Annotated in this window: 23 protein-coding genes and 2 pseudogenes; 24 read left to right on the forward strand and 1 reads right to left on the reverse strand. The window is 60.1% G+C overall.

Annotation, left to right across the window (positions count from 1 at the left end):
- Nucleotides 1–28 precede the first annotated feature (28 nt).
- The 14 genes from IV109_RS17455 (at nt 29) to IV109_RS17520 (ending at nt 19,204) form a co-directional block, all read left to right on the forward strand.
- Nucleotides 29–997: a hypothetical protein gene (locus tag IV109_RS17455; RefSeq protein ID WP_296699759.1), complete on the forward strand. Its 969-nt coding sequence runs from the start codon at nt 29–31 to the stop codon at nt 995–997.
- A gap of 238 nt (nt 998–1,235) precedes the next feature.
- Nucleotides 1,236–1,733, forward strand: a complete 498-nt coding sequence (locus tag IV109_RS17460; protein ID WP_296699761.1) for a TIR domain-containing protein — start codon at nt 1,236–1,238, stop codon at nt 1,731–1,733.
- Between the two features lie 21 nt (nt 1,734–1,754).
- Entirely contained in the window at nt 1,755–2,351 is a 597-nt protein-coding gene (locus IV109_RS17465; RefSeq protein ID WP_296699764.1) for a TIR domain-containing protein, read from the forward strand.
- A gap of 4 nt (nt 2,352–2,355) precedes the next feature.
- The gene (locus IV109_RS17470; protein WP_296699766.1) at nt 2,356–3,795 is read left to right on the forward strand and encodes an SIR2 family protein; all 1,440 of its coding nucleotides are present in this window, start codon (nt 2,356–2,358) and stop codon (nt 3,793–3,795) included.
- A gap of 49 nt (nt 3,796–3,844) precedes the next feature.
- On the forward strand, nt 3,845–4,420 hold the full coding sequence (locus tag IV109_RS17475) for a toll-Interleukin receptor (protein WP_296699769.1): 576 nt from the start codon (nt 3,845–3,847) through the stop codon (nt 4,418–4,420).
- Nucleotides 4,421–4,811: 391 nt separating this feature from the next.
- Nucleotides 4,812–5,762 (forward strand): hypothetical protein, encoded by a 951-nt coding sequence (locus tag IV109_RS17480; protein ID WP_296699772.1) that lies wholly within the window; start codon nt 4,812–4,814, stop codon nt 5,760–5,762.
- Nucleotides 5,763–5,775: 13 nt separating this feature from the next.
- Nucleotides 5,776–9,405 (forward strand): DEAD/DEAH box helicase, encoded by a 3,630-nt coding sequence (locus IV109_RS17485; RefSeq protein WP_296699775.1) that lies wholly within the window; start codon nt 5,776–5,778, stop codon nt 9,403–9,405.
- Nucleotides 9,406–9,439: 34 nt separating this feature from the next.
- A complete protein-coding gene (locus IV109_RS17490) occupies nt 9,440–11,809 on the forward strand; it encodes a restriction endonuclease (RefSeq protein WP_296699778.1) in 2,370 nt (789 codons plus the stop codon).
- Nucleotides 11,810–12,309: 500 nt separating this feature from the next.
- Nucleotides 12,310–12,840: a DNA repair protein RadC gene (radC, locus tag IV109_RS17495; protein WP_296699781.1), complete on the forward strand. Its 531-nt coding sequence runs from the start codon at nt 12,310–12,312 to the stop codon at nt 12,838–12,840.
- A gap of 485 nt (nt 12,841–13,325) precedes the next feature.
- Nucleotides 13,326–13,721, forward strand: coding sequence for an ATPase (locus IV109_RS17500; protein ID WP_296699784.1), 396 nt, complete (start codon nt 13,326–13,328; stop codon nt 13,719–13,721).
- Between the two features lie 721 nt (nt 13,722–14,442).
- Complete coding sequence (locus tag IV109_RS17505) at nt 14,443–16,452, forward strand: ParB/RepB/Spo0J family partition protein (protein ID WP_296699787.1); 2,010 nt, start codon at nt 14,443–14,445, stop codon at nt 16,450–16,452.
- A gap of 293 nt (nt 16,453–16,745) precedes the next feature.
- Nucleotides 16,746–17,273, forward strand: coding sequence for a hotdog domain-containing protein (locus tag IV109_RS17510; RefSeq protein WP_296699790.1), 528 nt, complete (start codon nt 16,746–16,748; stop codon nt 17,271–17,273).
- A gap of 559 nt (nt 17,274–17,832) precedes the next feature.
- Entirely contained in the window at nt 17,833–18,138 is a 306-nt protein-coding gene (locus IV109_RS17515; protein WP_296699792.1) for a DUF736 domain-containing protein, read from the forward strand.
- Nucleotides 18,139–18,859: 721 nt separating this feature from the next.
- Entirely contained in the window at nt 18,860–19,204 is a 345-nt protein-coding gene (locus IV109_RS17520) for a DUF2958 domain-containing protein (RefSeq protein ID WP_296699794.1), read from the forward strand.
- Nucleotides 19,205–19,217: 13 nt separating this feature from the next.
- Here IV109_RS17520 and IV109_RS17525 read toward each other — a convergent pair whose 3' ends face one another.
- Complete coding sequence (locus tag IV109_RS17525; RefSeq protein ID WP_296699795.1) at nt 19,218–19,526, reverse strand: helix-turn-helix transcriptional regulator; 309 nt, start codon at nt 19,524–19,526, stop codon at nt 19,218–19,220.
- A gap of 142 nt (nt 19,527–19,668) precedes the next feature.
- On the opposite strand from IV109_RS17525, the gene IV109_RS17530 reads away from it, so the two are divergent.
- The 10 genes and pseudogenes from IV109_RS17530 to IV109_RS17575 form a co-directional block, all read left to right on the forward strand.
- A complete protein-coding gene (locus IV109_RS17530; RefSeq protein WP_296699796.1) occupies nt 19,669–20,010 on the forward strand; it encodes a DUF2958 domain-containing protein in 342 nt (113 codons plus the stop codon).
- Between the two features lie 115 nt (nt 20,011–20,125).
- The gene (locus IV109_RS17535; protein WP_296699798.1) at nt 20,126–20,371 is read left to right on the forward strand and encodes a DUF6499 domain-containing protein; all 246 of its coding nucleotides are present in this window, start codon (nt 20,126–20,128) and stop codon (nt 20,369–20,371) included.
- 88 nt (nt 20,372–20,459) lie between these two features.
- Complete coding sequence (locus IV109_RS17540; protein ID WP_296699800.1) at nt 20,460–20,936, forward strand: DUF2285 domain-containing protein; 477 nt, start codon at nt 20,460–20,462, stop codon at nt 20,934–20,936.
- A gap of 92 nt (nt 20,937–21,028) precedes the next feature.
- Complete coding sequence (locus IV109_RS17545; protein ID WP_296699802.1) at nt 21,029–21,316, forward strand: helix-turn-helix domain-containing protein; 288 nt, start codon at nt 21,029–21,031, stop codon at nt 21,314–21,316.
- 44 nt (nt 21,317–21,360) lie between these two features.
- A pseudogene (locus IV109_RS17550) lies at nt 21,361–22,292 on the forward strand (replication initiator protein A).
- 113 nt (nt 22,293–22,405) lie between these two features.
- Nucleotides 22,406–23,107 (forward strand): ParA family partition ATPase, encoded by a 702-nt coding sequence (gene parA / locus IV109_RS17555; RefSeq protein ID WP_296699812.1) that lies wholly within the window; start codon nt 22,406–22,408, stop codon nt 23,105–23,107.
- Nucleotides 23,104–23,367 carry a chromosome partitioning protein ParB gene (locus tag IV109_RS17560; RefSeq protein WP_296699804.1) on the forward strand — a complete coding sequence of 88 codons (264 nt, stop codon included), beginning with the start codon at nt 23,104–23,106 and terminating at the stop codon, nt 23,365–23,367. The genes parA and IV109_RS17560 overlap by 4 nt, the downstream gene beginning before the upstream one ends.
- Nucleotides 23,364–23,885, forward strand: a complete 522-nt coding sequence (locus IV109_RS17565; protein ID WP_366834251.1) for a DUF2840 domain-containing protein — start codon at nt 23,364–23,366, stop codon at nt 23,883–23,885. The genes IV109_RS17560 and IV109_RS17565 overlap by 4 nt, the downstream gene beginning before the upstream one ends.
- A complete protein-coding gene (locus tag IV109_RS17570; protein ID WP_296699806.1) occupies nt 23,882–24,394 on the forward strand; it encodes a S26 family signal peptidase in 513 nt (170 codons plus the stop codon). Before IV109_RS17565 ends, IV109_RS17570 begins: the two co-directional genes overlap by 4 nt.
- A 318-nt stretch (nt 24,395–24,712) precedes the next feature.
- Nucleotides 24,713–25,001, forward strand: a pseudogene (locus tag IV109_RS17575) (type VI secretion protein); the annotation flags it as partial.

Here is a 25,001-nt window from a genome sequence, read left to right on the forward strand (position 1 = left end):
CTGCTTTTTGAGGAAGGAAACTACCCAAGTGAGCATCGATGAGGAAGACGGTACGATCATCCGATATACAAACAGCCAGCCCATTCGGTTGAGGAACGTAGTTTGTGTCTATTGCGGTGTGAGGCTTACCGACGGCAACTCCACCAAGGAGCATGTGGTGGGACGCAGGTTCGTACCCCTTGGCAAGCTGGACGGGCAATGGAACCTGATTGTGGGGGCCTGTTCTCCGTGCAATACACGTAAGTCGGACCTGGAAGACGACATTGCGGCCGTGTCCATGCAACCTGATGTGTTCGGCCGCTATGCGGTTGCCGACGAAGCGCTTGTAGCGACGGCGAAGCGCAAAGCCGAGCGAAGCACAAGCCGCAAGACCAAAAAGCCGGTGAAAGAGAGTCAGGCTCGGCTCGCCGTTTCGGGGCAGCTCTCTCCAGTGCTGACGGCGGATTTTTCCTTTACCGGCCCACCGCAAATTGATGATCACCGAATTTTCGAGCTTGCCCGACATCACGTGATGGCCTTCTTCTTCCTCATTACCTATGATCGAAAGACTGAGAGGGGGTGGTGGTGGCCAGGTGAGTTCATGCCAATACTCCACGCGCGGCGATCTGACTGGGGCAATGTCTCCTGGATCGGGTTTATGCAGAACGTCTACCCTTGGGACATGAGAGTGCAAGCGGCGATTGCTGACGACTTCTTTCGATGCTCAATCCGCAAGCACCCGCAGGCCGAATGTTGGTCGTGGGCATTGGAATGGAATCAGCAGCACCGCATTGCGGGATTCCTGGGTGACAGGTCGGCCGCACAATCCATCGCAAACGGGATCCCCCCTGAGCAGGTGACGACTGTATTCAACGAGCCTGGGCGCTATCTGCGTTTTCGGCATGATGTTCCGTTGGCTGAGCAGGACGATATCCTGTTCGCGCATCCGGATGACCAAGAACTTCCTTCAGCGGGTTCAGCGAGCGAGTCCGCTGCCCAGGCTAGCCAGGAAAACTGAAGCCTTGCTTTTGTTCCGTACCTCGCGGACGCCCAGAACGAATTTCGCTTTGTTGACGGAACACATCAGCGTATCCGGTGATTGTGAAACTAGAGCACGTCCGTGCAAGGCGACTCGGGAGGAAAAGAAGGATCCTTGACAAAGGTGGATAGATTCCATTTTTGTTTGTATGCGCCACGCGAGTTCGACATGTATCATGTGAGCCCTAATACCAAAAATAGTACAGGGAGAGTGAGCAATGGCGCGAAAGTGTTTTTTCAGTTTTCACTATGTACCCGACTGCGTTCGGGCGTCTCAGGTTCGACAGATCGGCACGATTGAAGGTAACCCACCAGCACGTGACAACGACTGGGAAACGGTCGTCGGTGGTGGAGATGCCGCCATAAAGAAATGGATCGCCGGGCAGATGGAAGGCAAGACCTGTGCCATCGTGCTGATCGGCGGGAACACGGCTAATCGGAAGTGGATCAACCACGAGATTGTGCAGGCCTGGGACCGTGGTTTGGGCATCGTCGGGATTCGCATTCACGGCCTCAAGAATTTCGATGGCAATACCGCCTCTCAGGGCGGTAATCCGTTCGACCACGTGACACACGGCACTTCCCAGAAAAAGCTCTCTTCCATTGTGAAGTGTTACACCCCTTCGGGTTCTGACAGTAAAGAGCGCTATGCGTGGATATCAAAAAACTTAGAGGCAGCCGTCGAGGAAGCAATCGCCATTCGCAAAGCCAACTAAGCGACATTCAAGTGAGAGTCCATGAAGCGCTGTAAGGCAACAACAAAAGCCGGACGGCGTTGCCTGAATGGGCAGCGGCCAGGCACCGACTTTTGTGCGGCCCATGCGACAGAGATTTCCTCTGGTGAACTACTCGCCACCGCTGCCGGTGCGTTAATCGGCCACGCGTTGGTACCGGGTCTGGGTCTTGTTCTCGGTGGCTTGGCGGGGCACTCTTTTCGAAATGTGATGGGACCTGACGATATGACGAAAAAGCGTGTGTTCATCAGCTTCGACTTCGACAACGACCGCGTCTTACGGGACTTCATGCTGGGACAGGCGAAACTGCCCGACTCTCCATTTGAAGTCATCGATCACTCGCTCAAGGAAGCTGCTCCCGAACGGAACTGGGAGGCCAAGGCAAGGGCTGCGATTGCGCGGTCGGATGTCGTCATCGTCATGGTCGGCAACGCCACGCACCGCGCCAGCGGTGTTCTGAAGGAAATCGCAATGGCACGCGCTGCCGGCGTGCAGGTGGTGCAGGTCATTGGCTACAAGGACGGGGACTACACCCCTGTTCCGAATGCGGGCCGGCTTTATGCCTGGAATTGGCCTAACCTCAAGAAATTACTGAGCTGACCCCATGCCTATCAATGAACTGGATGCCTTCGTCAGGGAATACGTCAAGGAACTTCATAATGAGACGGCTGCGATCTTTGCTGGCGCAGGCCTATCGGTGGGGAAGGGATTCGTCGATTGGGTTGGGCTTCTCCAACCACTGGCAGCTGAACTCGGCCTGGATGCTGCGCGTGAGAGCGATCATCTGGTCGCGCTTGCGCAGCACCACGTTAATGACAACGGCATGAACCGGGCCGGGCTGCACAAGCGACTGCTGGAGGAGTTCCCGACGGACGCGGAGCCTACGGTGAATCATCAACTGTTGGCGCGGCTACCAGTGGCAGTCTACTGGACCACCAATTACGATCGACTGATTGAGCGTGCCTTGGAAGGGGCCGGAAAAATCGTTGACTCGAAGCATCGGGTGGATCAGCTCGCCTTCACAAAACCACGCCGGGATGCGGTGGTTTTCAAGATGCACGGTGACGTCGAGCATCCGGCGCAAGTCGTGTTGACCAAGGACGATTACGAGCGCTACCCGATCGATCGAGGCGCGTTCATCAACGGGCTGACCGGTGACCTTGTCTCCAAGACCTTCCTGTTTCTTGGCTTTAGCTTCAAGGATCCTAACCTTGACTACATCCTGGCGAGAATTCGGCTCACCTTTCAAGCCAACGGACGCCAGCACTACTGTGTCTTTCGCCGCGTACAGGAGCAGGCTGGTCAGTCCCAGGCGGAGTACGAATATCTGCAAATCAAGCAACGCCTTGCCATCAATGACTTGAAGCGCTTCAACATCAAGACCTTGCTGGTCGACAGTTACGATGAGATCACGGAACTGTTGCGTCGCATCGAACGCACCTATCGCCGAAAGACGCTGTTCATTTCGGGCAGTGCTGAGGAGTTTGGTGCTTGGCAGAAAGCGGATGTTTCTGAGTTCCTCAACGACCTCGGGAAGATCGTCATCCAGCGGGGTTTTCGCCTTGTATCGGGCTTTGGCTGGGGCATCAGCAATGACCTATTGTCTGGCGCGATTGAACAGATCTATGGCCAACGGGTTGGGCACATTCAGGATCACCTGATTGTTCGCCCCTTCCCTCGCTATATCGCCGATGTTGGCGCGCGCGACGCGCTGTGGCATGAGTTCCGCAAAGACCTCATTTCGCAGGCCGGCATCGCACTTTTCATGTTCGGTAACAAGTTGAGTGACGGCAAGACGGTCCTCGCGGACGGCGTGCGTAAGGAGTACGCCATCGCGCGGGAACTCGACCTGGTGACAGTACCCGTCGCCCCGACGGGTTATGTTGCCGAAGAGCTCTGGCAGCTCGACGAGCCACGCGTGAAATCATCCGCGATGAGTGAAGAAATCAAGCAGTCGTTCGCCAGACTTCAAGTGCCCGCAGCCAAACCCCAGGAACTGCTGAGCCGGATTTCTGAAGTATTGGATCTTCTTGGCAAGGAATGAGCACCAGTGCGTCCTGATCACTTGCGACTGATGCAGTGAATTTCACCGTATGGCGTTTGTAACCAAGCAGCTGGCGCGCAACGTGGCGCGCTCGTTGACAGCACAAAGTCCCGGCGGTTCACCTGGCGTTGTGTTGGAGGAGCGGAGACAGCTGGCGGAAAAGGCTGGTACGTTTGATATTTTCTTGTCCCACGCTCGCGAGGATGCGGAGATTGTTCTGGGTGTCGTTGGTTTGCTGGAACTTCTTGGCAAAACGGTCTATGTTGACTGGATCAGCGATGTGCAACTGGACCGATCTAGGGTGACGCCCCTCCATGCCGACGTTTTGCGTTACCGCATGCGGTCGTCGGCGTCAATGCTGTATCTCACGACAGCCAACAGCGTGCAATCGATCTGGATGCCCTGGGAGCTTGGCTATTTCGACGGACACAAGCCTGGTCACGTGGCTATCTTGCCAGTCATGGAGAGTGGAGTGAGCTTTGAGGGGCAGGAATTTCTGGGTCTTTACCCGGTGATGGAATACGGCGTGGGTGCTGGGGCAGGCTATAGCGACTGGTCGATTCCCGGGGGAAGTTCTGGGCGCATAAATCTTGACAGTTTTGTTGACGGAACACGCGCGGTTTAAGGGCGAAGGCCATATGGTCTGTGCAGCGATAAACGCCAAGCCAATCGCGCGGAGTGGACGCGCACAGCATGCTGCTTAGTGCTGTTCGCATTTAATAAATAGTTGCCGAGACCAAGGTCTAGACGGTAAGCGGTGTTTTGCCCTACTGTGAATGTGGACAACCTCTGGCTAGCTGCATCAGTTGCACCGTAGCTGGCAATGCATCTCGATGCCACTGGCATGCAGATCTTCAAATTTGGCAAGCATTCGCGGTAACGGACGGGATCTGCAATAGATGCCTGGCAGAAAGTGCGGCTTGGCAAGGTTCGTTTGAGAGATATCCTGATGGGCCCGACTATAACAACATACTGTAACATTGCCTGATTGTCCACAGGTGAGAAAAGCTAGCCCTATGCACACTTGCCTGCCGCCAACAGATGCCATCGAAGAATGGCTCAACTGCTACCCCTCTTTCAAAGGCAGCTACGGACATCTTCTCCTGGAGCAAAAAGAAGATCCACCTCCCGATTTGGCTGGTTCTCTGGTTCCGTATTTCGAGTCGGCACATGAGGATGCGCGTAAGTATTTCTCCGAGCAGATAGGGATCGATCTTCACCCAGATTCCGATGGCGTTCAGAACGAGGCTGAACTACTCTATCCCCGTTGTCTACCGGTGAGTGCACGGCGTGGACTTTTTGGCGAAGTGATGGCAGGAATGCTCACCGAACAGTACACCTACATCGGCAAGCACGAATGGGATGTTCCTATTTTTCTCTTTCGCTATCACGCAGATGTCGAAAAGTACCTGTTTGATCTCTCTCGCAACGATACGCGAACGCGGCAGGTATTTGGGCGTTTCGGATCGGACTTTCTTGGGCTGTGTCTGGACTACGAGGGAAATGTCATCCGTTTCATTGCGGGCGAGGCGAAATGGCGTGACAAGTTGAACGCCGGGACCATCGAGACATTGATGCTTGGAAGTTGGGTCACGGACCGCGAGACTGGTGAGCGTGCTCGATCAGGCAAGGGTGTATGGTTCGAGGTGAACCGTGATACGCCAGTTCCTCACGGCCTGAGGCAACTTCAGCGTTTGCTCCGAGAACGTGATCCCGGCGGCCACTCTGCTGCGATCTTGTCCCTCGACAAAGCATTGGCACTGCGCAACCCCGTACCGATCCCACGAACCAATCTCATCTTGATCGCGGGGAACGATGTTCCGAGCCGTGACGAAAGGATGTCGCTCATTCCGTGGCAAGAGATGCCGAAAGAGTACACCGCTCCAAACGACCTTCAGGTCGTAGAACTGATCCTCAAAGACGGCGGCGATCTGATCGACCAAATCTACGACACTCTCTGGTCCTAGGAAATAAACAGACATGGCTGAGAATGACGGAGAACGCCTGGAGATCGCGAGCGAGGTTCGGAACGAGCTGGCCGTCGAAAATGCCTTGTCGGCGACACAGGCTCGTGCGTTTGTGCGTTGCTTGCAAACGATCTGGGAGGTGCCGCCGATCCAGTGGGGCGACGAGGAGTCTCGCGCTCAGCTTGCCGACGTACGGCGCCTTCTTCACGCGGCGGAGATCTATCGACAGATCGAGGGATTGCAGTCTCCTGGAGCAATCGATTGCTATCGGCGTGCCGGCGAGCTGCTTGAGTGGCTCGCGCGCGCAAATGACAAACTTCGCCTGATTGCACCAATCGAACTGTTCGCCGCCGCCGCGCTTCAACTTGGTGGTCTGCCGGCTATGGCAGCCGGTCTGCTCCGGCAGGTCAACTTGGGCAATATGGGTTCGCAGCTATATGCCAAATTTTTGCAGGCGGATTTCGACGGTGTACTGAAAGCTGTCATGGCATTTTGGCACCAGCATGCTGACCTCACCGATCGCGATGCGCCGCGCAGGCTGCTCCTCGATACAGAAAATGAAGGCCATATTGGATGGTATTTCACGACCGAACTTGTCCGCAGCCTGGGGTTAATCGCCGAGTCCCTGCGGCGAGGGAACAACGCCCGACTCACCCGCGCAATCGAGAAACTCGATGCGCTGGAGAAGATGGCTACCCGGACATTCAGCGATGACGCTTCGTTGCTCATCACGCTCATGCGCGCAGTCGCCTATAACTATCGCGAAGCTAGCATCTATCTTCCAGTGGATCAACTGGCGGAGGTGAATGCCGGCCGAAAACCGAGGTTGCTTCGCTTTGCACGTGGTCAATTCAGCCGCGGTCGCGGAATTCTTTGGCCCTCTCAGCGTGACGGATTGGCCCGTCTTTTGCGCAACTCATCCTTCGCCCTTTGTACGCCGACCGGCTCGGGCAAGACCCTGGTAGCCAATCTGGCGCTTGTGAAGGAGTTACTCCTCCGTCCAGACGAGGATGCTCCTGATCCCCTTGCCCTCTATTTGGTCCCTTCCCGGGCACTTGCTGGCGAAGTAGAGGCCAAGTTGCGAAGCGAACTCGGCGAAGACCTGATCGTGACCGGCCTCTATGGCGGGGCGGACTGGGGCATTACCGACTACTGGCTGACAGGTGAAAGGCCGACCGTCTTGATCGCTACGGTCGAGAAAGCCGATGCGTTAATGCGCTACGTGGGGCCACTCCTACTCGCGCGTCTTCGCCTGCTTGTGATCGACGAGGCGCATCAGGTCGTACCGGAAGACAACGATAGTACGCGTGCGGCATTTGCAGAACACAGCAGTAGATCACTTCGCCTGGAGGGATTTGTGTCGCGGCTGCTATCGCTGGCACCCCATATCGCCCGAATCGCGCTGACCGCAGTAGCGGGTGGTGCTGCAACGCCGGTCGCCCGGTGGATTGAGGGGCGGCCCGACGCGGTGGCCGTTGGAACGCGGTATCAAAGCACTCGCCAACTCATCGGTGTTCTCGAGACGTCGCCCGACCGCTCCAGCCGCATTCTGCTGGAGATCATGAACGGAAGGGCGCTGTATGTGCGCGGTCGGGATGCACCGGTCTATCTGCCACTACGCATCCCCGCCATGCCGCAGCTTCCCGCTGTAATGCGCAATAGTCTGAATCGCTTCAATGAGTTGAGCGTGCTCTGGACGGTGCTGCATCTTGTGGATAACGAGCGAAGGATACTGATCTCAGTGGCTCAAGAGCCGGAACAGACGATGCGCTGGTACAGGGAGGCATTTGATCTTCCGTCGTGGGCCGCGCTTCCTCGTTTCGTCTCACCAGATGGTAGTCGAGGCGTGCGGTTCGATGAAGCGCGCGCCGCGGCCGTGGATTATTGCGGAGCAGACTCCTATGAGGTCGCCCTGTTGGACAGGGGCATCGCAACGAGCCATGGTCAGATGCCTCAGCGGTTGCGCCGGCTGATGACTGAAATGATCGACCAACGCATCTGCCCAATCACGGTCGCCACGGCGACGCTGACGGAGGGCGTCAATCTTCCCTTTGATATGATCGTAGTGACGTCCTTGAAGCGGAGCTCCTTCGATCCGAACACCCAACGACCGATCATCACACCACTTTCGACTGCGGAATTTCGCAATCTCGCGGGTCGGGCGGGGCGCCCCGGTGCAAGCAAGGGGATGGAAGGCATGACCTTGATTGCCATACCGCAGAGCGTTTCCACTACGGCGGACTCGACGCGGGATACCCAGCGCGCTCAACGCCGGAATTTGATCGCCGACTACCGTTCCTTGCATGATCGACTGCTGAACGACGCAGGGGATGCTCAGGTTGTTTCCAGTCCGCTGAACCTGCTTCTGAATGCGATCGCCACCCGCGCCGAGGAACTTTTTGGGGTGGCTGGAGAGGAATTTCTGGACTGGCTTGACGCGGCGACGCCAAATGAAATTAGTGGTGAAGCCGGTCGGGCCGAGACGGCGCCGCATGCGCGTCTGGCAGACAGCCTCGACGAGCTTGATGGGATTCTGCTGAGCGCCATTGAAGAACTGAACCAAGCACAGGCGCCAGAGATGACTGGTGCCCGCGCCGAGGCACATCTAATTCAGCTGTGGCGGAAAACGTTCACGAACGTGGCTGCTGTGCAGGAAGCCTGGCTTGAGACGGCCTTCATTCGACGTGGTCGAGCTATGGTTGATGTAATTTATCCCGATGGCGATGAGCGAAAACGCCTATATCTCTATGGTTTTACCCCCCATGTCGGGCGACGCTTTGAGCAAGTAGCACAGCAGATACACAAACTGATAAACCGAGCAGGCGGCTATGGCGAAGCTACCAACACGGACCGGTTGACCGTATTTGAAGAGATAGGCGCGCTCGTATCCGAGGATCGTGGCTTTGGTTTTCGCATTCGCCCGACAGAGACAGATCAGCGCCTTTTGGACGACTGGACTGGCTTGCTGAAGTGGTGGATGCAAGGCACGGACGCGGAGTCTCCTCCACCCAATAAACTACGCGCCTGGCAACGATTCGTCACAGAAAACCTGGAGTTTCGCCTGGGAGTGGCCATTGGTGCTGTGGTTGCCAGGGCGTGGACCGCCGGCGCGAACGATCCGTCGGCAGTGCCAACGCTCATTGCTTGGCGAGCCACGACAGGCCTGCCATGGTTTGGTTTTTGGGCTCGCGAGCTACTACGATGGGGCACGTTGGACCCATTCGTTGCATTCGCGCTTGCCCAGGGATTGGCAAGAACTCGCAACGAAGCCGCGGAGCGTCGCCCTGAATTTGAAGGTTGGCTCAATGAGGAACACGTAGCCTTGGAGGCCGATGACATGATTGATCCACAGCTGTTTCTCGAGTGGCAGCTCAGCCTGCAGCAGCCCAATGTAGGAGAGGAAGCCGGGCAGGAAGCCGAGCTTGCGGTGTTGACTGGTGCGGACGGACGATTGACGCGCTATGGCGTTGTCCCATTTCGGCAGGGAGATACCATTCATTGGATGGATGCGGCGGGCTACGAGCTCGCGACGTCAGGCAATGAAACTGGTTTTTTTTCTCCGAGTGCCAATCGCAACGATTTCGAGCTGCGAGTTCGGCGTCGTAGCGCATCGGTAACGCGCACCTTTACGGCTCAGCGCTAGTTTTGGCGGCGGTCTCATCGTTTCTCCGTATCACATGAAACATAGCACGTACAGCTCTGACGATAGGACTAATCCGATTGCGATCGCAAAGCCGACGACTGCTAAACCAATCGACAACGAGACGCTCAAACGACTCGTTGCGCCGTTTGCAGGACAGAGTCGGGCGCAATGTTTTTTTGGACCCTCCGGTATCGGCGACGATGGGGCCGCTTGGCTCGTCATCGTGACCGCAGATGAACAACGGCCGCGACAAGTCCGCGAAGACGGACGGTTTGGCCTTTGGGCTTGGCGATGGCCGGCGGCTCCGACCGCTGCGCTATCCTTCTCACTAATGGCACCCAAAGGAACGTCGCAGCCGAAGGAAAAGACATTTCCACGGTGGTTTGGGTCAAGCGATACAGCACTCGCGCAGGTCATCCGATGCGAGAAACGCCTTCTCGTCATCGTGGTAAATACTTTTGGCGATCACAGTGGCTGGTTCGAGGCTGTCTTTGCCCAGGCGGACACCGCAGCTGCCTTTGACAGGCTATGGGAGCACCCGGACGCTGGTCTTCCAAGGTCACGCATCGGTCGACGGTTCGATCCGGACGCCGAAGAATCAATGGACGATATCTATGTACCGATCCCTTTGTGGAAGGAACCGGTCTCTGACATTTGGGCCGTGATCACGCATGGCGACAAGCAGAACTGGGTGTCCGATTTGCAGCCAGCCGACTGGGCCTGCGGACTTTGGGCAAAGCGGGCATTGCACGTGCGGACCAAAGCTGCTGGCGATATCCAGATTCTTCGCGACCGTCAAGAACTCGACGGGGTGCCACCGATCGTGGACGAGACAGGACTGTGGATTCGCAATGAACCGATGCGGGAACGACTGAACTTCATCGGCGAACTTCATCCATTGCTCAAACCATGGTTTGCTGCGACGCTTGGGCCGCAACTGGATGCCAGAAGGTCCTACGAAATCGCCCTCGAAATCTTGTGTACACCGAAGGCCATGTTCGAAGTCGTGTCGGGGCTGCACCATGTGCTTCATGCGTGCGAAGAAGACGATGCTCTCATGCCGCTATGGCGCACCCTCGACGCGGCGCTGCTCGATACCGCCATAACGGCCAAAGGAACGCGTCGCCCTTGGCTTGCCAACACAGGTTTTCAGCTGGAGATCAGGACGATACCGATCGACATGAACGCGGATCTGGATGACATTGAGCGGCTTTGGCAAGCAGGACTCCAGATCCATCATTTGCTCGATGCAGGAGAGCGCATAGGGTCGTCTGACTTTCCGGCTCCGTGGGACGTGCTAACAAGTGCCATGGAGAATGTTTTCATCGAGGGGACACAAGAGGATGGCTATGCCAAGGTACAGGCCTTACTGCAAGAGGCTCAGGAAGCGCGGCAGTGGTCCATCCCCTGGGGCGCGCGTGTTGAGGTCGCTTTCGGTCCCTTTGTGGCCCTGAAGATATTTGAGCGCGAAGGTGAGTTCTCCTGCCATTTTCTCGATGCCCAGGACCGTTACCTTCTCTTGCCAATCGGTTTGCAAGGCCGACCACCGAAGATCGGCGAGGTGGGCATCTTTCGCAAGCGTTCCGACGACGGTGCGTACATGTGGAACCATGATGCCGAGATTGCCTTGTGCCTAATTGCGGCTGCGATAGTTCGAGACTTCCTGGTAGTGGAAGACAGGACGTCACTGTTCAACGTGCGATCTATGCGTCGTCGGCTGCGAGGTGGACGTAACGTAAACGACATCGTCTATCTGCCACGCGTAAGGTACACGACCCCGTACCCAGAGCGAATGACCTTGGACGATGCCGATAAAACCCGGGCGCGTCATCAGGTCTCGCCACATCTCCGGAAAGCGGGCACTGCTTCAACGGGCCAACGCTTCCTTGCCCAGCGCTACGGCATGGAGTTGCCGGCAGGATTTACTTTCGTGCGGCCGCATGAGCGCGGCACAGAGTCTGGGGAGGTGCGCGTCAAGATCTATCGAAGCAGATCCGCATCCAGAATGATTTTCGAGGAGATGGCCAAGGCGCCGGAAGGAAGTAGGCCGGAATGGTTTGAGTTCGAGAAAGATTGTGCGCGCATTCTGCGGGGTCAAGGCATGCGAGTTGTCCATCAGGCTGCCAACCGCTCTGGCGATCTCGGGGTCGATCTTTACGCCGTTGACGCTACGGGGCAGTCCTGGGTCGTGCAATGCAAGTGCTGGGCGAAGCACCGACCCGTTGGACCTGATGTCGTCCGCGAACTGGTGGGCGCTATTGCCTCATCCGATCGTGGCATGACGACCAACAGTCGCGGCATGATCATCACCGCCGGTAGTTTCACTAGCGGTGCGGTGAGCGAGGCTATCGCCAATGGATTTGAACTAGTCGACGGTATTCGCGTCGCACAACTTCTTGAGTGATGCTAGACGAAGTCTTCAGCTTGAAGCCGCCATCGGTCTGTTATTTCATCACCCTGGGGAAACGGAGCTCATTCTTTTTCAACAAACGAAGCGCGTTGAGCCTCATGGGTCTACCATGTTTTAACTCCAACAGCATCTCCGCATTTGCTGCGGGTTTGCTCCCTACGCTTTACCTCAACTGGTGCGTCCCGGCACATTGTGCCAGGCAGGCTCTACGGGTTGCACCCCGAGCCAGGCTGCGCCCGTCTCGGCCATTCGGCTTCGATCCCTCACGCCTCCGGCCTTTTGGGCCTGCGCGCTGCGCTTGCCGTAAGGCGGTGGTGCTGGGTGTGTGGGTCTGGCTTGCTGTTCCCTTCACCATATCACGGCGTTCTCGCTGTCAAGGTCTGCGCGCACGGTGTGCGCTTGCGTCCTGGCGGCCGTCTTTGAACCTGTGACAACTGCGCTGCGTCGTGCTGATGCCGGTCTCGGGCAATCCCGCCCGATGCACGGAGCTGACCATGTCGCACGATCTCTTTTCTTCTTTCGCTTCTTTCGATTCCTCCACTTCTTCTGTCCTTCTCGTTCGTGACGTGGCGGGCGACTACCGTCAGGTTGATGCCGACGAGGTGCTGCAGGCTGCGCAGCAGGTGTTGCTGGGTCGGGTGCGTGGTAGTGATGTGCTGGCTTCGCCGCAGGCGGTGCGCGATTTCTTGCGGGTCAAACTGGGGACGCTGGAGCATGAGGTGTTCGCGGTGGTGCATCTGGATACGCAGAACCGCGTCATTGGATACGTCGAAATGTTTCGCGGCACGGTGAGCCAGACATCGGTCTATCCCCGAGAGGTGGTAAAGGAATCCATGATGCACAACTCGGCGGCCTTGCTGCTGGTGCACAACCACCCGAGTGGTTCGACCCAGCCGTCCCGGGCCGATGAACATCTGACGCAGACGTTGAAGGCAGCGCTGTCGTTGGTGGACGTGCGGGTGCTGGATCACCTGATCGTCGCGGGCAGTGACATCCTGTCGATGGCCGAACGCGGGCTGATGTGACCCAGGGGCTTTGCCCCTTTTTTGCTTCGCCCTTGGTGCAGGGGAAAGACTGCGCGCTGTGCGTGCCCTCCAGGGGTGGATTCTCTCGTGAAAGGGCATGTCGACCACGCGTCACAACGGCACCGAGCAATGTTTTTGCCCCAGGGCTTGAGAGAAGGTGTGGCGTCCCGGCGTTGCCGCCGTCGGGCTCGCGGGCGTTGCCCCACGCCTCGTGTCGAGTCGCGGCCATGTGGCTTTGATCCCTGACGCCTCTGGCCTCTACTTCGTTCCCGGCCTGCGCACTGCGCTTGCCCATGCGTGACTTCGATGAAGGTGGGTTGGGCGGTCTTGCTGTGTCCCTTTACCGTACCACGGCGTGCTCGCCGTCAAGGGCTGCGCGCCTCTGGCGCTTGCGGCCCGTGGCCGTCTGCGACCCCTGACTGCTTGCGCTGCGCCGTGCTGGCGTCGGTTCCGGGCAATTCCGCCCGAGTAACCGGAGAGCAACCATGAACGACAAATCACACGTTTCGCTAGAACAACACGCCTGCCTGGTCTGCGGCATCGCCTATGACACTGGCAGCATTCTGCTCGACAAGCGCCTGCGAGCAAGTCTGGAGCGCCACACGACGACAGGCTGGGGCCTGTGCGCCGAACACCAGAAGCTGTCCGATGACGGCTTTGTCGCGTTGGTCGAATGCGACCCACAGCGCAGTGGAAAGGCTACAGGCGCTGATCGGTTGAAGCCGGAACAAGCCTATCGAACAGGCCGACTGGCTCACCTGAAACGCGACGTGTTCGCAGCCGTATTCAACGTACCGATCGCAGCAGATCAAGCCTGCGTCTTCGTCGAACCCGGCGTGATTGAGCAGCTTCAGACGATGGTGGCGCCGGTGTCAGATTGATCGCTTGATGTAGGCATCCAGTGCGCCGTTCCCGCTGACTACGGGGGCGGTGCTTTTTTTTGCTGTGCCTGATGTCGATTCATCGGACCCTGCGGAACAGCGCGCTGCGCTTGCCTCCAGGGGATCGGCTGGTCAGCCCATCCCCGCCGCACTCTGTTTGGCGCCCCTGCAATGCAGCCGAACAGGCGTTGCCTGATCGGCCTGTGCATGGCAGCCCATGTCGCGCCGTGCGCTTGGCTCACCTCCAGCCAGGCGTGCCCGTGGCACGCGGGGGCGCTCGCCGCGCGGCGTAGGTCCGTCGCATCCCTGGTGATCCATGGCCGTTGACCGGTCATCTGTCTTTCCCCTCCTTCATCACTGGTCCCGCGACCGTAGCCCACGGTGCCTGGTCGTCAAGGCGCGCAGGGCCGTGTCCTCGCCTGCGGCTGCGGGCCGCACCACTCCCTGCGCTTCTTCCTTGACGGCCCGTCCCCGCCGGTCCGGTTGTTCGCGGGCGATGAACTCAGGAAAGACGGCGACGCATGACGGTCATGGCGACCCGCCCAGGTCATTGCGCCGAACCCACCGAAGCCACACCGGGCTCCGAATCTTGGAATCCGGTTGGTTTTTGAAACCACAGGAGGGCCGCGTATGCAGACATCAACGACGTGAATCGACATCGAAGTCTTGTTTCTTATTCCTTTTTGTTATCAACGTCCCGCGAGGGACAGGAGCTATCACCATGAACACCGCTACCCTTGAAGAAACCCAGGCCTTGCAGGCTGCCATGCCTGCACAGGACATGCGCCTCGTGCCGTTGACGCAGTTGCGTTCGCGCCCGTCCAAGCGCAACGTGCGCAAAAGCCGACGTGCGTCCATTCCCGAGCTGGCCGCCAGCATCCTGCGCGTGGGCCTGCTGCAAAACCTCACCGTTGTGGCTTCCGTCGACGGCCAGCATTACGAAGTCGTGGCCGGTGGGCGCCGTCTGGCGGCGCTCAAGCTGCTGGCGAAGCGCAGACGCATCGCCAAGGACTATCAAGTGCCTTGTCTGCTGGTGGTCGATGCATCGGCCCGAACGGCCAGCCTGACAGAAAACGTGCAGCGCGAAGCCATGCACCCGGCTGACCAGTTCGAAGCTTTCGCGTCACTGGTGGCCGAGGGGCGACCGGTCGAAGACATTGCGGCTGATTTCGGGGTCACGCCCTTGGTCGTGCAGCGGCGCTTGAAACTGGCCAATGTCTCGCCACGTCTTCTGGAGGATTACCGGGCCGATGCCGTGACGCTGGATCAGTTGATGGCGCTGGCCATCACCGATGATCATGCGGCGCAGGAAGCGGCATTCTATGACGCCCCGCAATGGCAACGCAGCCCGCAGGCCTTGCGGGAACACCTGACCCACGAAGAAATCGATGCCAGCCGCGATGCGCTGGCGCGTCTGGTGGGTATTGAGGCCTACGAGGTGGCGGGCGGCGGTGTGCGGCGTGATCTGTTCTCGGATCAACAGCAAGGCGTCTACCTGACGGATTCCGTGTTGCTGGATACCCTGGCGCGGGACAAGCTGGCCGCCGTGGCGGATTCCGTTCGGGTGGAGGGCTGGAGCTGGGTGGAAGTGGCACCGCGTGCCACCCATGCGGAATTGCATGCCTTCCAGCGTGCCCGGCGCACGCGCCGCGACCCGAACAAGGCGGAGGCCAAGCGCATCGCGAAGCTGGAAGCCCGGCAACACAAACTGCAGGACCGGCTGGACGATGACGACGCCGATCTGCTCGATGAAGAGGTGCAGGCACTGCATGAGGAAATCGACCGGCTCGGCAATGACCTGGAGGCCATTGACCAGGGCTTGACCCTCTATGCGCCGGAAGTGTTGGCGCTGGGTGGGGCCGTGGTGTCGGTCGATCACATGGGCGGCGTGGTGGTGCATCGCGGGCTGTTGCGGGAGGAACAGGCCAAGGCGCTGCGGGTGCAGGAGCGGCAGGAAGCGGGAGAGATGGACAGCGGTGCGGAAGAGGGCGCGCAGCAGCCTGTCAAGTCCGGGATTTCGGAGAAGCTGGCGAAGCGGCTGAGTGCGCACCGCACGGCAGCCTTGCAGGCCGAGGTGGCTCGCCATCCCCATATCGCACTGGTGGCCGTGGTGCATCGGCTGGCGCTACGGGTGGTGCTTGATGCCTACCGCTCGGAGGGGTCGCCGGTCAACATCAGCGCGTCGCCGCAGGATGGGCTGGACACCCATGCGCCGGACGTGGCGCAATCGCGTGCCGCCATCGGAATCCGGGAAGTCCGGCAGGCCTGGGCGGACCGCCTGCCTCAAGACCCCGACGCGCTGTTTGTCGAACTGCTGGCCTTTCCCCAGTCTGAGCTGCTGTCGTTGCTGGCCGTGTGTGTGGCTGCGACGGTCGGTGCGGTGACGGGGCGGGAATGTGACACACCTGCCGCCTTGCTGGCGCAGGCGGTGGGGCTGGACATGCACGACTGGTGGACGCCCACCGCTGCGGGCTACTTCGAACACGTCTCCAAAGGCAAGACGCTGGAAGCGGTGCAGGTGGTCGCGCCAGAGCAGGTTAACCGGCTGGCCAAGCTCAAGAAGGCAGAACTTGCCAGCGAGGCCGAGCGACTGGTGACCGGGACGGGGTGGTTGCCGGTGATGTTCAGGGGAGTGGACGCACCCGCCAACGAGGTGCCGGTGGTGTCGGCAGTTGAACCCGAGGACGCCGCTGCGGATGCGGATCACGAGGAGGATCACGCGCTGGCGTAAGCACGAAGCCCCGGTCCTTGGGATCGGGGCTTGGGACCCAACAGCGCGGCGCGCGCGGCAGGTGTGCCGCGCGCGTTTTGACTTCCTGCAGCCACCACACCCAACACCCCTTCAGCGTTGCCCCAGTGGGCAATCGCCGTGAACAGCGGTATCAAGCCCAGCTACGCTGGAGAACGCCCGAATAGGTTGGTCGTGAGGTTCATCCGCACGAGGATCGAAAGCTGTTCCGGTCATCCCGCTTTGCGCGGGTGTCCGGAACGGACGTACTTCGACAACCTTTCCAAAAAATCCCCATGAACCACCAAGGCGTTAGTGAAATTTCCTTTGAAGAAACCTACAGCGTGCCGCCCGAGCAGACGGCACGGGCATTGTTTTCCAGGCTTCCGCACGGAAGCGATTACGCGGAGCGACTGATTGAATGCCTGGCGACCGGCTATCTGGTCGCCGTGATTGAGTCCATCTGCATCCGTGAGATGCAGCGGCATGTGGATGCCGCCACCGAAGTGGTGGTCGGTCGGACGATCCAGTTGGAGCACAAGGGGCCGATCCCTCCGGGATCGTCGCTGAGGTTGCGAGGGTGGGTGGAACGGCTGGGAGAGCGAAGCGCGACGTTTTGCGTTCAAGTGTCCGATGACCACGAAGTCGTTTGCGAGAGCTCGGTCACGTTGGTTGCGGCACAGCGGGAACCCATGGAGTCTCGAATCGCTGCGAAAGTGGGGGCGCTTGTGGTCAGCCCTGCTGGGGATTTGCCTGGCGGCGCGCGCGGCAGGTGTGCCACGCGCGTTTTGACTTCCAGCAGCCAGGAAGCTGAAACGTCCTGAACACGCCCCGCCGTAGGGTGGGGCATCAGTGTGGGACTGCCCTTGCTGCTCCGGGTTATGCAATGTCGCACCGTCCTCCGTGCAGGTGGGCAGGACGCCTCCACCGACGAGGGTCTCCGACAGGTCATCCGCCATGCTGAACTGGCCACGCCGAGACCGATCCAGCCGGTGCCGATGCGGTGGGGCTTTCATTCTTGTCGTAGTGGACTGGACCTGGACTGCGTCTGGGTAAGTGCCGGGATACGTTTTCACGGTGATGGTGCCCTGGCCATGCGTCCTTTAGGGTCAGGATCGCACCCACGGCGGCCTTGTATTTGTCGTGAATCCTGGCGCGGGCACGGCTTCGCCTCGGGCTTGTTCGCTGCAACCGTCCGGCCTAAACAATTTCCCCGTCGCTGCGCGCCTTCCTCGCGAAACAAATTCTTTGGCCCTACCGGTCCTTCACTGCGTTACGGCCTCATCGCTTTGCTCTGCGGTGCAGCGCGCCCGGACCCGCGCCTGTCGGATCACGCCAAGGCCGCAATGGTTGCGACCTGGTTAACTTCTAAAGGACTTCATCATGGCCAACATCGGCAATTTCACCGCACAAGGCAACAGCTTCTCCGGCACGGTTCGCACCCTGACGCTCAACGTCAAGGTCAAGATCGTTCCCAACGACAAGCAAGGCGAGAACGCCCCGGACTACCGCATCGTCGCCGGCAACTACGAGATCGGTGCGGCCTGGAAGAAAATCAGCAAGGCGGACCGGCCTTACCTGTCGGCAACCCTTGATGATCCTTCGTTTCCGGCGACCATCTACGCCCGACTGGTGGAAGCCGAGGACGGCACGCACAATCTGATCTGGTCGCGCAGCAAGGGCGACTGAGCGTCGCCCTGACGCCCCGCACCTCGGCGGGGCGTTTTACGAACCCCTGCAAGTGAATGGCCCGTCGTATATCGGGGGATTTTTTACGTTTGTCCTGCTTTACTGATTGACGGGTTTGCGGATGTACGGCTTTGCGCAGTCAAGTAAATCCGGATTCGTGCATGGACACAAAGTCGCTTTTACGGCTGCGCGTTTTTGTGGGTTTACGTAGATGCGTGAAGGCAGTTTTGTGTTTTTGAGGTTTTGAGTAGAGACGCATTGCAGGATTCAAGGATTTCCGTGCGTCCCCCGGCGATGCCGGGTCGGGCTGTCGTGCTGCGCATCGAGCCACCGATGGCGTCTCGCCCCTTTGGGCTTCCATCCCTGACGCCTGCGCGCTTCTCTTGCCCTCCAGGGGACCGGCTACCAGCCCGTCCCCGCCGCGCGGTGCTTGGCACCCCTGAAAGTCCGCCGAACAGGCGGTGCCTGATCGGGCTGTGATTTCGACACATGGATTCCGGACTGCCGTGATGCTGTGCGAAGTCGTCGGTGTTCATGGTGGCGCACACCCTGTTTGACCTGGCCGCATCCCGACCGGACAAGCCGCGCAGCTTGGCGCACGCCGCACGCCCGTCAACCCCCAGCCCGCACCGACCGAGTCGGGGGTGTGACGGCCGCGCTGTTCGCGTACGCCTGAATCGCAGCGCTCCGATCGGGAGCGTCCATTCAAGGAGTTGCGATCATGAACCTTATTTCCGACGAACTACGCGCGCAGTTGCTGGCCAACGGCCGGCAATCCCTCGTTGACGAGGGATTCGATCCACCGCCAATAGTCAAGCTGTTCACGCCTGACGCGGGTGCCACCTGGCTGCTGACCGAGATTGATCCTGACGATGACGATCATTCGTTCGGACTGTGCGACCTGGGTCTCGGCTTTCCTGAGCTGGGATATGTGAGCCTGGCTGAACTCGCTACCGTGGGTGGCCGTCTCGGGCTACCGGTAGAGCGAGACCTGCATTTCAAGTCAGACAAACCCATCAGCGCCTATGCGCGCGAAGCCCGGATGTCGGGCCGCATCGTGGCGTAGGCGCCACGGGGCATCAACCGTCGTTCGGCGGTTGATGCCATTCCATCGGAAGCCTGGCTTCCGTTTCCAGCATCAGTTCACCGGCACTGCGCCCCAGCGCCCGGGCGATCTTGAATACCAGGGCCAGTGTGGGCATATGCTCGCCACGCTCAATCTTGCCCATGTGCGAGCGTTCGATACCTGCCAGATGTGCCAGCGTTTCCTGGGCGATGCCGTCTTCGGTTCTCACGGCCCGCACCGCAGCCCCAAACGCTTGCGCAGGCGCAGCTTCAAAGGTCGTCGCCCCTGCCGGTCTTCCTCGCTGGATCACACGCTTCTGCATGGGCAGGAGCGTCGGTGTTTAGAATAATTTAAACCACGTTATATTTAACTCTTTTGTCTTGAATGCAATCTTCCGTTAAAGTTGGGGTTGTTCAGGGCGGTTCTAAATACAGTAACAATCTGTAAATGACCAATGACACGCCATGACCTTTCTCACTGACTTGCAGCGCACGCAAATGCTGGCCAATGGCGCAGCCCGTGCGCGTGGCGAAACTATTGATCCTTACCCCGTCGTCAAGCTTCACACTTTGGACGCTGGTGCCGTCTGGTTGCTGGTGAGTTTGGATGCCGATGGCGACCAGGCCTATGGGTTGTGCGAAGGCGGAACCGGATTCCCAGAGTTGGGCGTCGTGAGCCTTTCCGCGTTGGAAGGTGTACGCGGGCCACGCGGCATGCGCATCGCGGTCGATCCCCATTTCAAGCCGCGCCAACCACTGTCGGCCTACGCGGCCGAGGCGACGCGGGATGGATCGATTAACGACTGACCTTTTCGGAAAGTGCTTTTTAGCCTTTATGAGCCGCGACATGTAACTATGTAGGTAACATTTTGCGAAGCCATTCGTGGCATCCTCCCGAAAATTCAAAAAGGGAGCCATCGCAATGACGATCCATCACCACTCTGCCGACGTGTCCGCGCCCTGGCGCGCTGCGGCTGCATACCTCTATACGCTGGACCTGGACGGTCCTGCGCTCGCATGGGAATACTTGAGGCGTCACACGGGCTACCGGGCCGACTGGCTCAGCAGGCAACGCCGCGCTTCAGCGTCCCACTGGGGGTTGCAGAGTCGCCGAAGATCCGCAGCTCGATGCCCGTCAGGCACACCCACGCTGGGCCGCAGCGGCTGACGCGCTGCTGCAGGTGCGCGCCGTCCGTGCGCACGACACAAGCACCGGGTCGGTCTTTAGCCTCTGGACGATTCCCGGGCGCAAGCGCGTGGCCCATACAGGCGCGCAACTGAGCCTCACGATAGAGCATGGACCGCATCGCCTGCGGGCGTCGCTGTCCACCGCTCTGGAGGACGGTTCGCCCTATGGCTTGACCGTACCGCTCGATGCCCACCTGCGCACGCGATTGAGCGGGTACCATGTGCAGGCTAACGCCATCGAGGGGAAATGGCCTTCAGTGGCCGCCAGAAGAATTACCCGCGCGTCCTTGCTGCACCTGCACGCCCTGCGGGCGCTTGATGCATCGCAAGCTGGCGCTCACCATCGCGATATTGCCGGGGCTTTGTTCGGCGCTGATGCCGTACGCACGCGCTGGACGGCGGATGGCGAACTTCGTGCGCAGGTTCGCCACCTCCTGACCCGTGCCGAGGGGTTCATGCGTGGCGGCTATCTGGCTTTGGCTGGCGTGCGCCAGCAGCACGTCGGTGTCCCACGTAGCGCCCCCGGAGACGAACCCGTGCGCTGAATATCTCCCTTCGCAGTTGTCCCCAGTTTCCTGAGACTCCCTCCATCTGGCGGCATTTCGCTGCCAGGCGATGACCGTCGATGGAGTCCTTCATGGCAACTGCGAATTCTCTGCCTTTGCGCACAACCCCTGCGGCTGCGTTGCCGCTTGCTGCAGCCCCCGGCAACCCTGAGTTCCTGACCAATGACGAGGCCGCAGCCTTTCTGCGCCTCTCGCCGCGTACGCTGGAGAAGCAGCGCGTTCTCGGAGGTGGCCCCCGTTACCGTAAGTTTGGCGCGCGTGTGCTCTATGCGGTGGGCGACTTGCGCACCTGGGCCGATGGCCGGGCTTACGGCATGACCTCTGATCCCGGCAGCCCGCAGCGGGCCTCGGTGCGCTGAGTGGGCATTGATTCAGTGTCAGATGCACGAACAGGATCGCGGCAATGGCTAAGCCCTTGAGTGAACGTGACCAGCTCATGCTGTTCCGCGCTTTGCCAGGCGGCGACATGGCCCCGCGTGATGCGCAGGACCTGATGGCCTACCCGTTCTTTTCGTTGGCCAAGTCCCGCAGGGTGATACCCATCCGCTTCGAGGCAGGGGGCGTGACCTTGACGGTTGAGGGTGTGCCGGAGCATGGCATTGCCACCATCTGGGATGCCGACGTACTGATCTGGGCGGCCAGCCACATCGTGCAGGCACGGGACCAGGGATTGCGCACCTCGCGCCTGATGGCTGCGACGCCGCATGAGATCCTGACCTTTGTGCAGCGCGGCACCGGTTTCAAGGACTACCTGATGCTCAAGGCCGCTTTGGACCGGCTGCAGTCCACCACGGTGGCCACGTCCATCCGCCAGCCCGCAGGTCGGCGCATGCACCGCTTCTCGTGGATCAATGAATGGAAGGAGCTGCCCGGTGCCCATGGCCGGGCCTACGGCATCGAGTTGATCCTGGCGGACTGGTTCTATGCCGGTGTGATGGAAGATGCCTTGGTCTTGACCCTGGACCCGGGGTATTTCAAGCTCACCGGCGGCTTCGAACGCTGGCTGTACCGACTGGTGCGCAAGCACGGCGGCCGACAGGTGGAAGGCTGGCGTTTCGACCTGCGTCACCTGCATCTCAAGTCGGGCAGCTTGCAGCGCTATGCCGATTTCGCCGTTCAGTTGCGGCGCTTGGTGCACCGCCAGTCATTGCCGGGCTACTGGCTCTCCATTGAGCACCTGGGCAGCACGGACTGGCTCCGGTTCCGCTGCTGGTCGCATCCATCCCACTCCGACTTATCCACAGGCACTGGTGACAAGTCAGTGGACAAGCTGTGTCCGGACTCGGGAATCACCCGCAAGTCATTCGGGGAATCGCCCGCAAACGACACGGGTAATCACACGTGCGCATCGACCGCCAGCCCTTGCCCAGCAACGGTTTCGGACCTCCTTAACTCTTCTAACTAAAGACATAACTATGGATAAAAGAGGAAACGCCGCTGCTCAAAAAATGGGCAGTGCTTCGTCCGAAGGCATCGAATACCGTTTGTCAGAGGGTTCCAAGCCACCCGGCAAGGTGATCGCATTGCTCAACCAGAAAGGCGGGGCAGGCAAGACCACGCTGGCCACGCACCTCGCGGGCGAGTTCGCCATGCAGGGGCAGCGCGTGACGCTGCTGGATACCGATCCCCAAGGGTCAGCCCTGGATTGGGCGCAGCGACGCGCGCAAAGCGGCCACGGTCGCCTGTATGGCGTGTTTGGCCTGGCGCGGGACTCCTTGCACCAGGAAGCGCCGCAGATCGCCTTGCAGGCTGATTTCGTGGTGATTGATGGCCCACCCCGGGTCGCGGCACTCGCGCGCTCTGCGCTGCTGGCCGCCGACCTGGTGCTGATTCCGGTACAGCCCAGCGCTTATGACGTCTGGGCCAGCAATGAAATGGTGCAGCTGATTACCGAGGCACGCGTGTTTCGACCGCAGCTGCGCGCGGCGTTTGTGATCAACCGGCGTGTCGTGGGCACGGTGATTGGGCGCGAGGCGCGTGCTGCGCTCGCCGATCAGCCGTTTCCTGCGCTGCAGGTGGAAGTGTCCCAGCGCATTGTGTTTGCCGACAGCGTGGCTGCGGGTCGGTTGGCGTTCGAAGTGGCGCCGCATTGCGCGGCCGCGCGCGAGATCGCTGCGCTGGCGCAGGCGGTGCGAGAGATGCTGCCATGAGCAAGCCTCAGCAATCCAATTCGCAGCGAAGGGCAGCGATTGGCCGTAGGCCCGGTGCCGATCCAGCATCTGCCTGGGTGCAGCAGGTTGATGCGGTGATGGCAGCCGCAAAGGCATCGGTTTACACCGCACGACTCACCATCGACGTCACACCGGTGATGCGCGGACGCATCAAGGTTGTGGCGTTTCAGCGTGGCATTACGGCCGTTGAGATGTTGCGCGAATTGCTGGAACGTGAGTTTCCGGAGGGGGCGCCATGATGCAGCCGAACATGCAAGTAGCGGGGCAAGTGACGCGGCCCGAAATGCAAGCGCGCAGACCCATAGCTATGCAGGTTTCCCTTGCCTTCGTGGAGCAGCGGGTGAACGTATGGCTGCGCTTTGGCAAGCCAGCGCGCGAGATCGTTCTGAACCGCTGGCGGCGCGTCGCGGTGTTCGAACCCGGCGCGGTCTGCTGCCGCGTAAAGTGGATTGCCAATGACCATGGGGCGGCGCTCTGGCAACTGATGGTGCTGCAGGCACCCACTTCGTTTGACGGAGTACAGCGCGTCGCGGGCGTGGTGCCAGGCGCGCGCAGCCTGCTGCGTGCCGACGGTGAACTCCAGGTCAAAGCAGTGCTTGCCGTGATTGACGCCATGGAGCGCCAGGGCATCGATCCGTGTGCCGTGGCCCTGACGTACTGGGGTGCTGTCGGTAACTGCCTGGTTGCACGCAAGCCGCTGCCCGAGTACACACCCGAGCGGCATGCGGCGCCTATTGTGCGCGGAGCGCTGCAATGAAGCGGGCCATCGTGATTCTCTGCATGGATATCGGCCTGGCTGCGCTGCTCGTGCCGCTGGCCGTGCCACACCGTGCGCAAATCGTCTACAACCCCAGCGACAGTGTGGCACGCGGCTGGTACCGCATCGCGCCTGCCGATGCGCTGCAGGTCGGCAGCATCGTGCTGGCCCGACTTCCGGCGCCCGCTGCCGCGTTGGCGGCGCAGCGCGACTACCTGCCAGCGGGCATCCCCCTGCTCAAGCGCATTGGTGCCATGGCGCCGCAACGGGTGTGCGTGGATGGCACGTCGGTGCGCATTGACGACGTGGTGGTGGCCGCCGTGATGCGTGCCGATGGGCATGGCCGTCCACTGTCTGACTGGTCGCAGTGTCGACGCCTGGCGCGCGGCGAACTGTTCTTGTTGAGCAACACAAACCCGGCGTCGTTCGACAGCCGCTACATCGGCCCCATCCGTGCATCGGACGTGATTGGCAGTGCGCAGCCACTGTGGACCTGGAGTACTCCATGATGGTGTTGCCCATTGCGCGGATGTCCTGTCGCCAGTGTGCAGCGCGAGCTGCACCGGGGCAGCCTGTTTGGCGTCGCCACACGACTGATGCATGGCTGGTGCGGACTCGGAGCCGGGCACCTTGGGGACCGCTGAAGACAGAGGGCAAGATAAAAGGGCCGGCACGTGCCGGGCCGCTAAGCCAGTCTGCACGTGGGTTGGGCACGGCACGGCGGCTTGCAGCCTGCGTGCCGTGGCAGAGCGTAAACCCGCAGAGCATCGGGGTTGGCCGCGTGCCGTTTTCGATGCGGTATTCCAGCCTACGATGGAGCGTGTGTCATGGCCTCGCGTGACGATGACCGTTTCAGGGTCAAACCAGGAGCATCGAAGGACGATGCCGGTGCAGGTAACGGACAGCGTTCGCAGCGATTTGTATCGCAGGTACTGAAGCAGGTCTCCAAGGCGGGGGCGAGTGCTTCTGGCGCGCGTAGTGCGCGTGGTGCGCGTCCTGTATCGACTTTTGGAAGAGGTCGGGTTGCGGCGGGCAGGGTTGGTAATACGCTGGCGGCGACAGCCCGGCGCGTGGTCATCAAGTCCCGCTATGTGGTGCTGAAGAAGGCGGGAGCCA

It is taken from the genome of Rhodoferax sp. (assembly GCF_018780565.1).
GTDB lineage: Bacteria > Pseudomonadota > Gammaproteobacteria > Burkholderiales > Burkholderiaceae_C > Rhodoferax.

What these genes read in the sequence shown, in the direction of transcription:
- IV109_RS17570 (WP_296699806.1), top strand. Translation starts at nt 23,882, where the DNA reads ATGAAGCGGGCCATCGTGATTCTCTGCATGGATATCGGCCTGGCTGCG.
- IV109_RS17500 (WP_296699784.1), top strand. Translation starts at nt 13,326, where the DNA reads ATGAACGACAAATCACACGTTTCGCTAGAACAACACGCCTGCCTGGTC.
- IV109_RS17565 (WP_366834251.1), top strand. Translation starts at nt 23,364, where the DNA reads ATGATGCAGCCGAACATGCAAGTAGCGGGGCAAGTGACGCGGCCCGAA.
- IV109_RS17460 (WP_296699761.1), top strand. Translation starts at nt 1,236, where the DNA reads ATGGCGCGAAAGTGTTTTTTCAGTTTTCACTATGTACCCGACTGCGTT.
- IV109_RS17480 (WP_296699772.1), top strand. Translation starts at nt 4,812, where the DNA reads ATGCACACTTGCCTGCCGCCAACAGATGCCATCGAAGAATGGCTCAAC.
- IV109_RS17520 (WP_296699794.1), top strand. Translation starts at nt 18,860, where the DNA reads ATGAACCTTATTTCCGACGAACTACGCGCGCAGTTGCTGGCCAACGGC.
- IV109_RS17485 (WP_296699775.1), top strand. Translation starts at nt 5,776, where the DNA reads ATGGCTGAGAATGACGGAGAACGCCTGGAGATCGCGAGCGAGGTTCGG.
- IV109_RS17510 (WP_296699790.1), top strand. Translation starts at nt 16,746, where the DNA reads ATGAACCACCAAGGCGTTAGTGAAATTTCCTTTGAAGAAACCTACAGC.
- IV109_RS17545 (WP_296699802.1), top strand. Translation starts at nt 21,029, where the DNA reads ATGGCAACTGCGAATTCTCTGCCTTTGCGCACAACCCCTGCGGCTGCG.
- IV109_RS17490 (WP_296699778.1), top strand. Translation starts at nt 9,440, where the DNA reads ATGAAACATAGCACGTACAGCTCTGACGATAGGACTAATCCGATTGCG.
- IV109_RS17535 (WP_296699798.1), top strand. Translation starts at nt 20,126, where the DNA reads ATGACGATCCATCACCACTCTGCCGACGTGTCCGCGCCCTGGCGCGCT.
- IV109_RS17465 (WP_296699764.1), top strand. Translation starts at nt 1,755, where the DNA reads ATGAAGCGCTGTAAGGCAACAACAAAAGCCGGACGGCGTTGCCTGAAT.
- IV109_RS17470 (WP_296699766.1), top strand. Translation starts at nt 2,356, where the DNA reads ATGCCTATCAATGAACTGGATGCCTTCGTCAGGGAATACGTCAAGGAA.
- IV109_RS17505 (WP_296699787.1), top strand. Translation starts at nt 14,443, where the DNA reads ATGAACACCGCTACCCTTGAAGAAACCCAGGCCTTGCAGGCTGCCATG.
- IV109_RS17475 (WP_296699769.1), top strand. Translation starts at nt 3,845, where the DNA reads ATGGCGTTTGTAACCAAGCAGCTGGCGCGCAACGTGGCGCGCTCGTTG.
- IV109_RS17560 (WP_296699804.1), top strand. Translation starts at nt 23,104, where the DNA reads ATGAGCAAGCCTCAGCAATCCAATTCGCAGCGAAGGGCAGCGATTGGC.
- radC (WP_296699781.1), top strand. Translation starts at nt 12,310, where the DNA reads ATGTCGCACGATCTCTTTTCTTCTTTCGCTTCTTTCGATTCCTCCACT.
- IV109_RS17525 (WP_296699795.1), bottom strand. Translation starts at nt 19,526, where the DNA reads ATGCAGAAGCGTGTGATCCAGCGAGGAAGACCGGCAGGGGCGACGACC.
- IV109_RS17530 (WP_296699796.1), top strand. Translation starts at nt 19,669, where the DNA reads ATGACCTTTCTCACTGACTTGCAGCGCACGCAAATGCTGGCCAATGGC.
- parA (WP_296699812.1), top strand. Translation starts at nt 22,406, where the DNA reads ATGGGCAGTGCTTCGTCCGAAGGCATCGAATACCGTTTGTCAGAGGGT.
- IV109_RS17515 (WP_296699792.1), top strand. Translation starts at nt 17,833, where the DNA reads ATGGCCAACATCGGCAATTTCACCGCACAAGGCAACAGCTTCTCCGGC.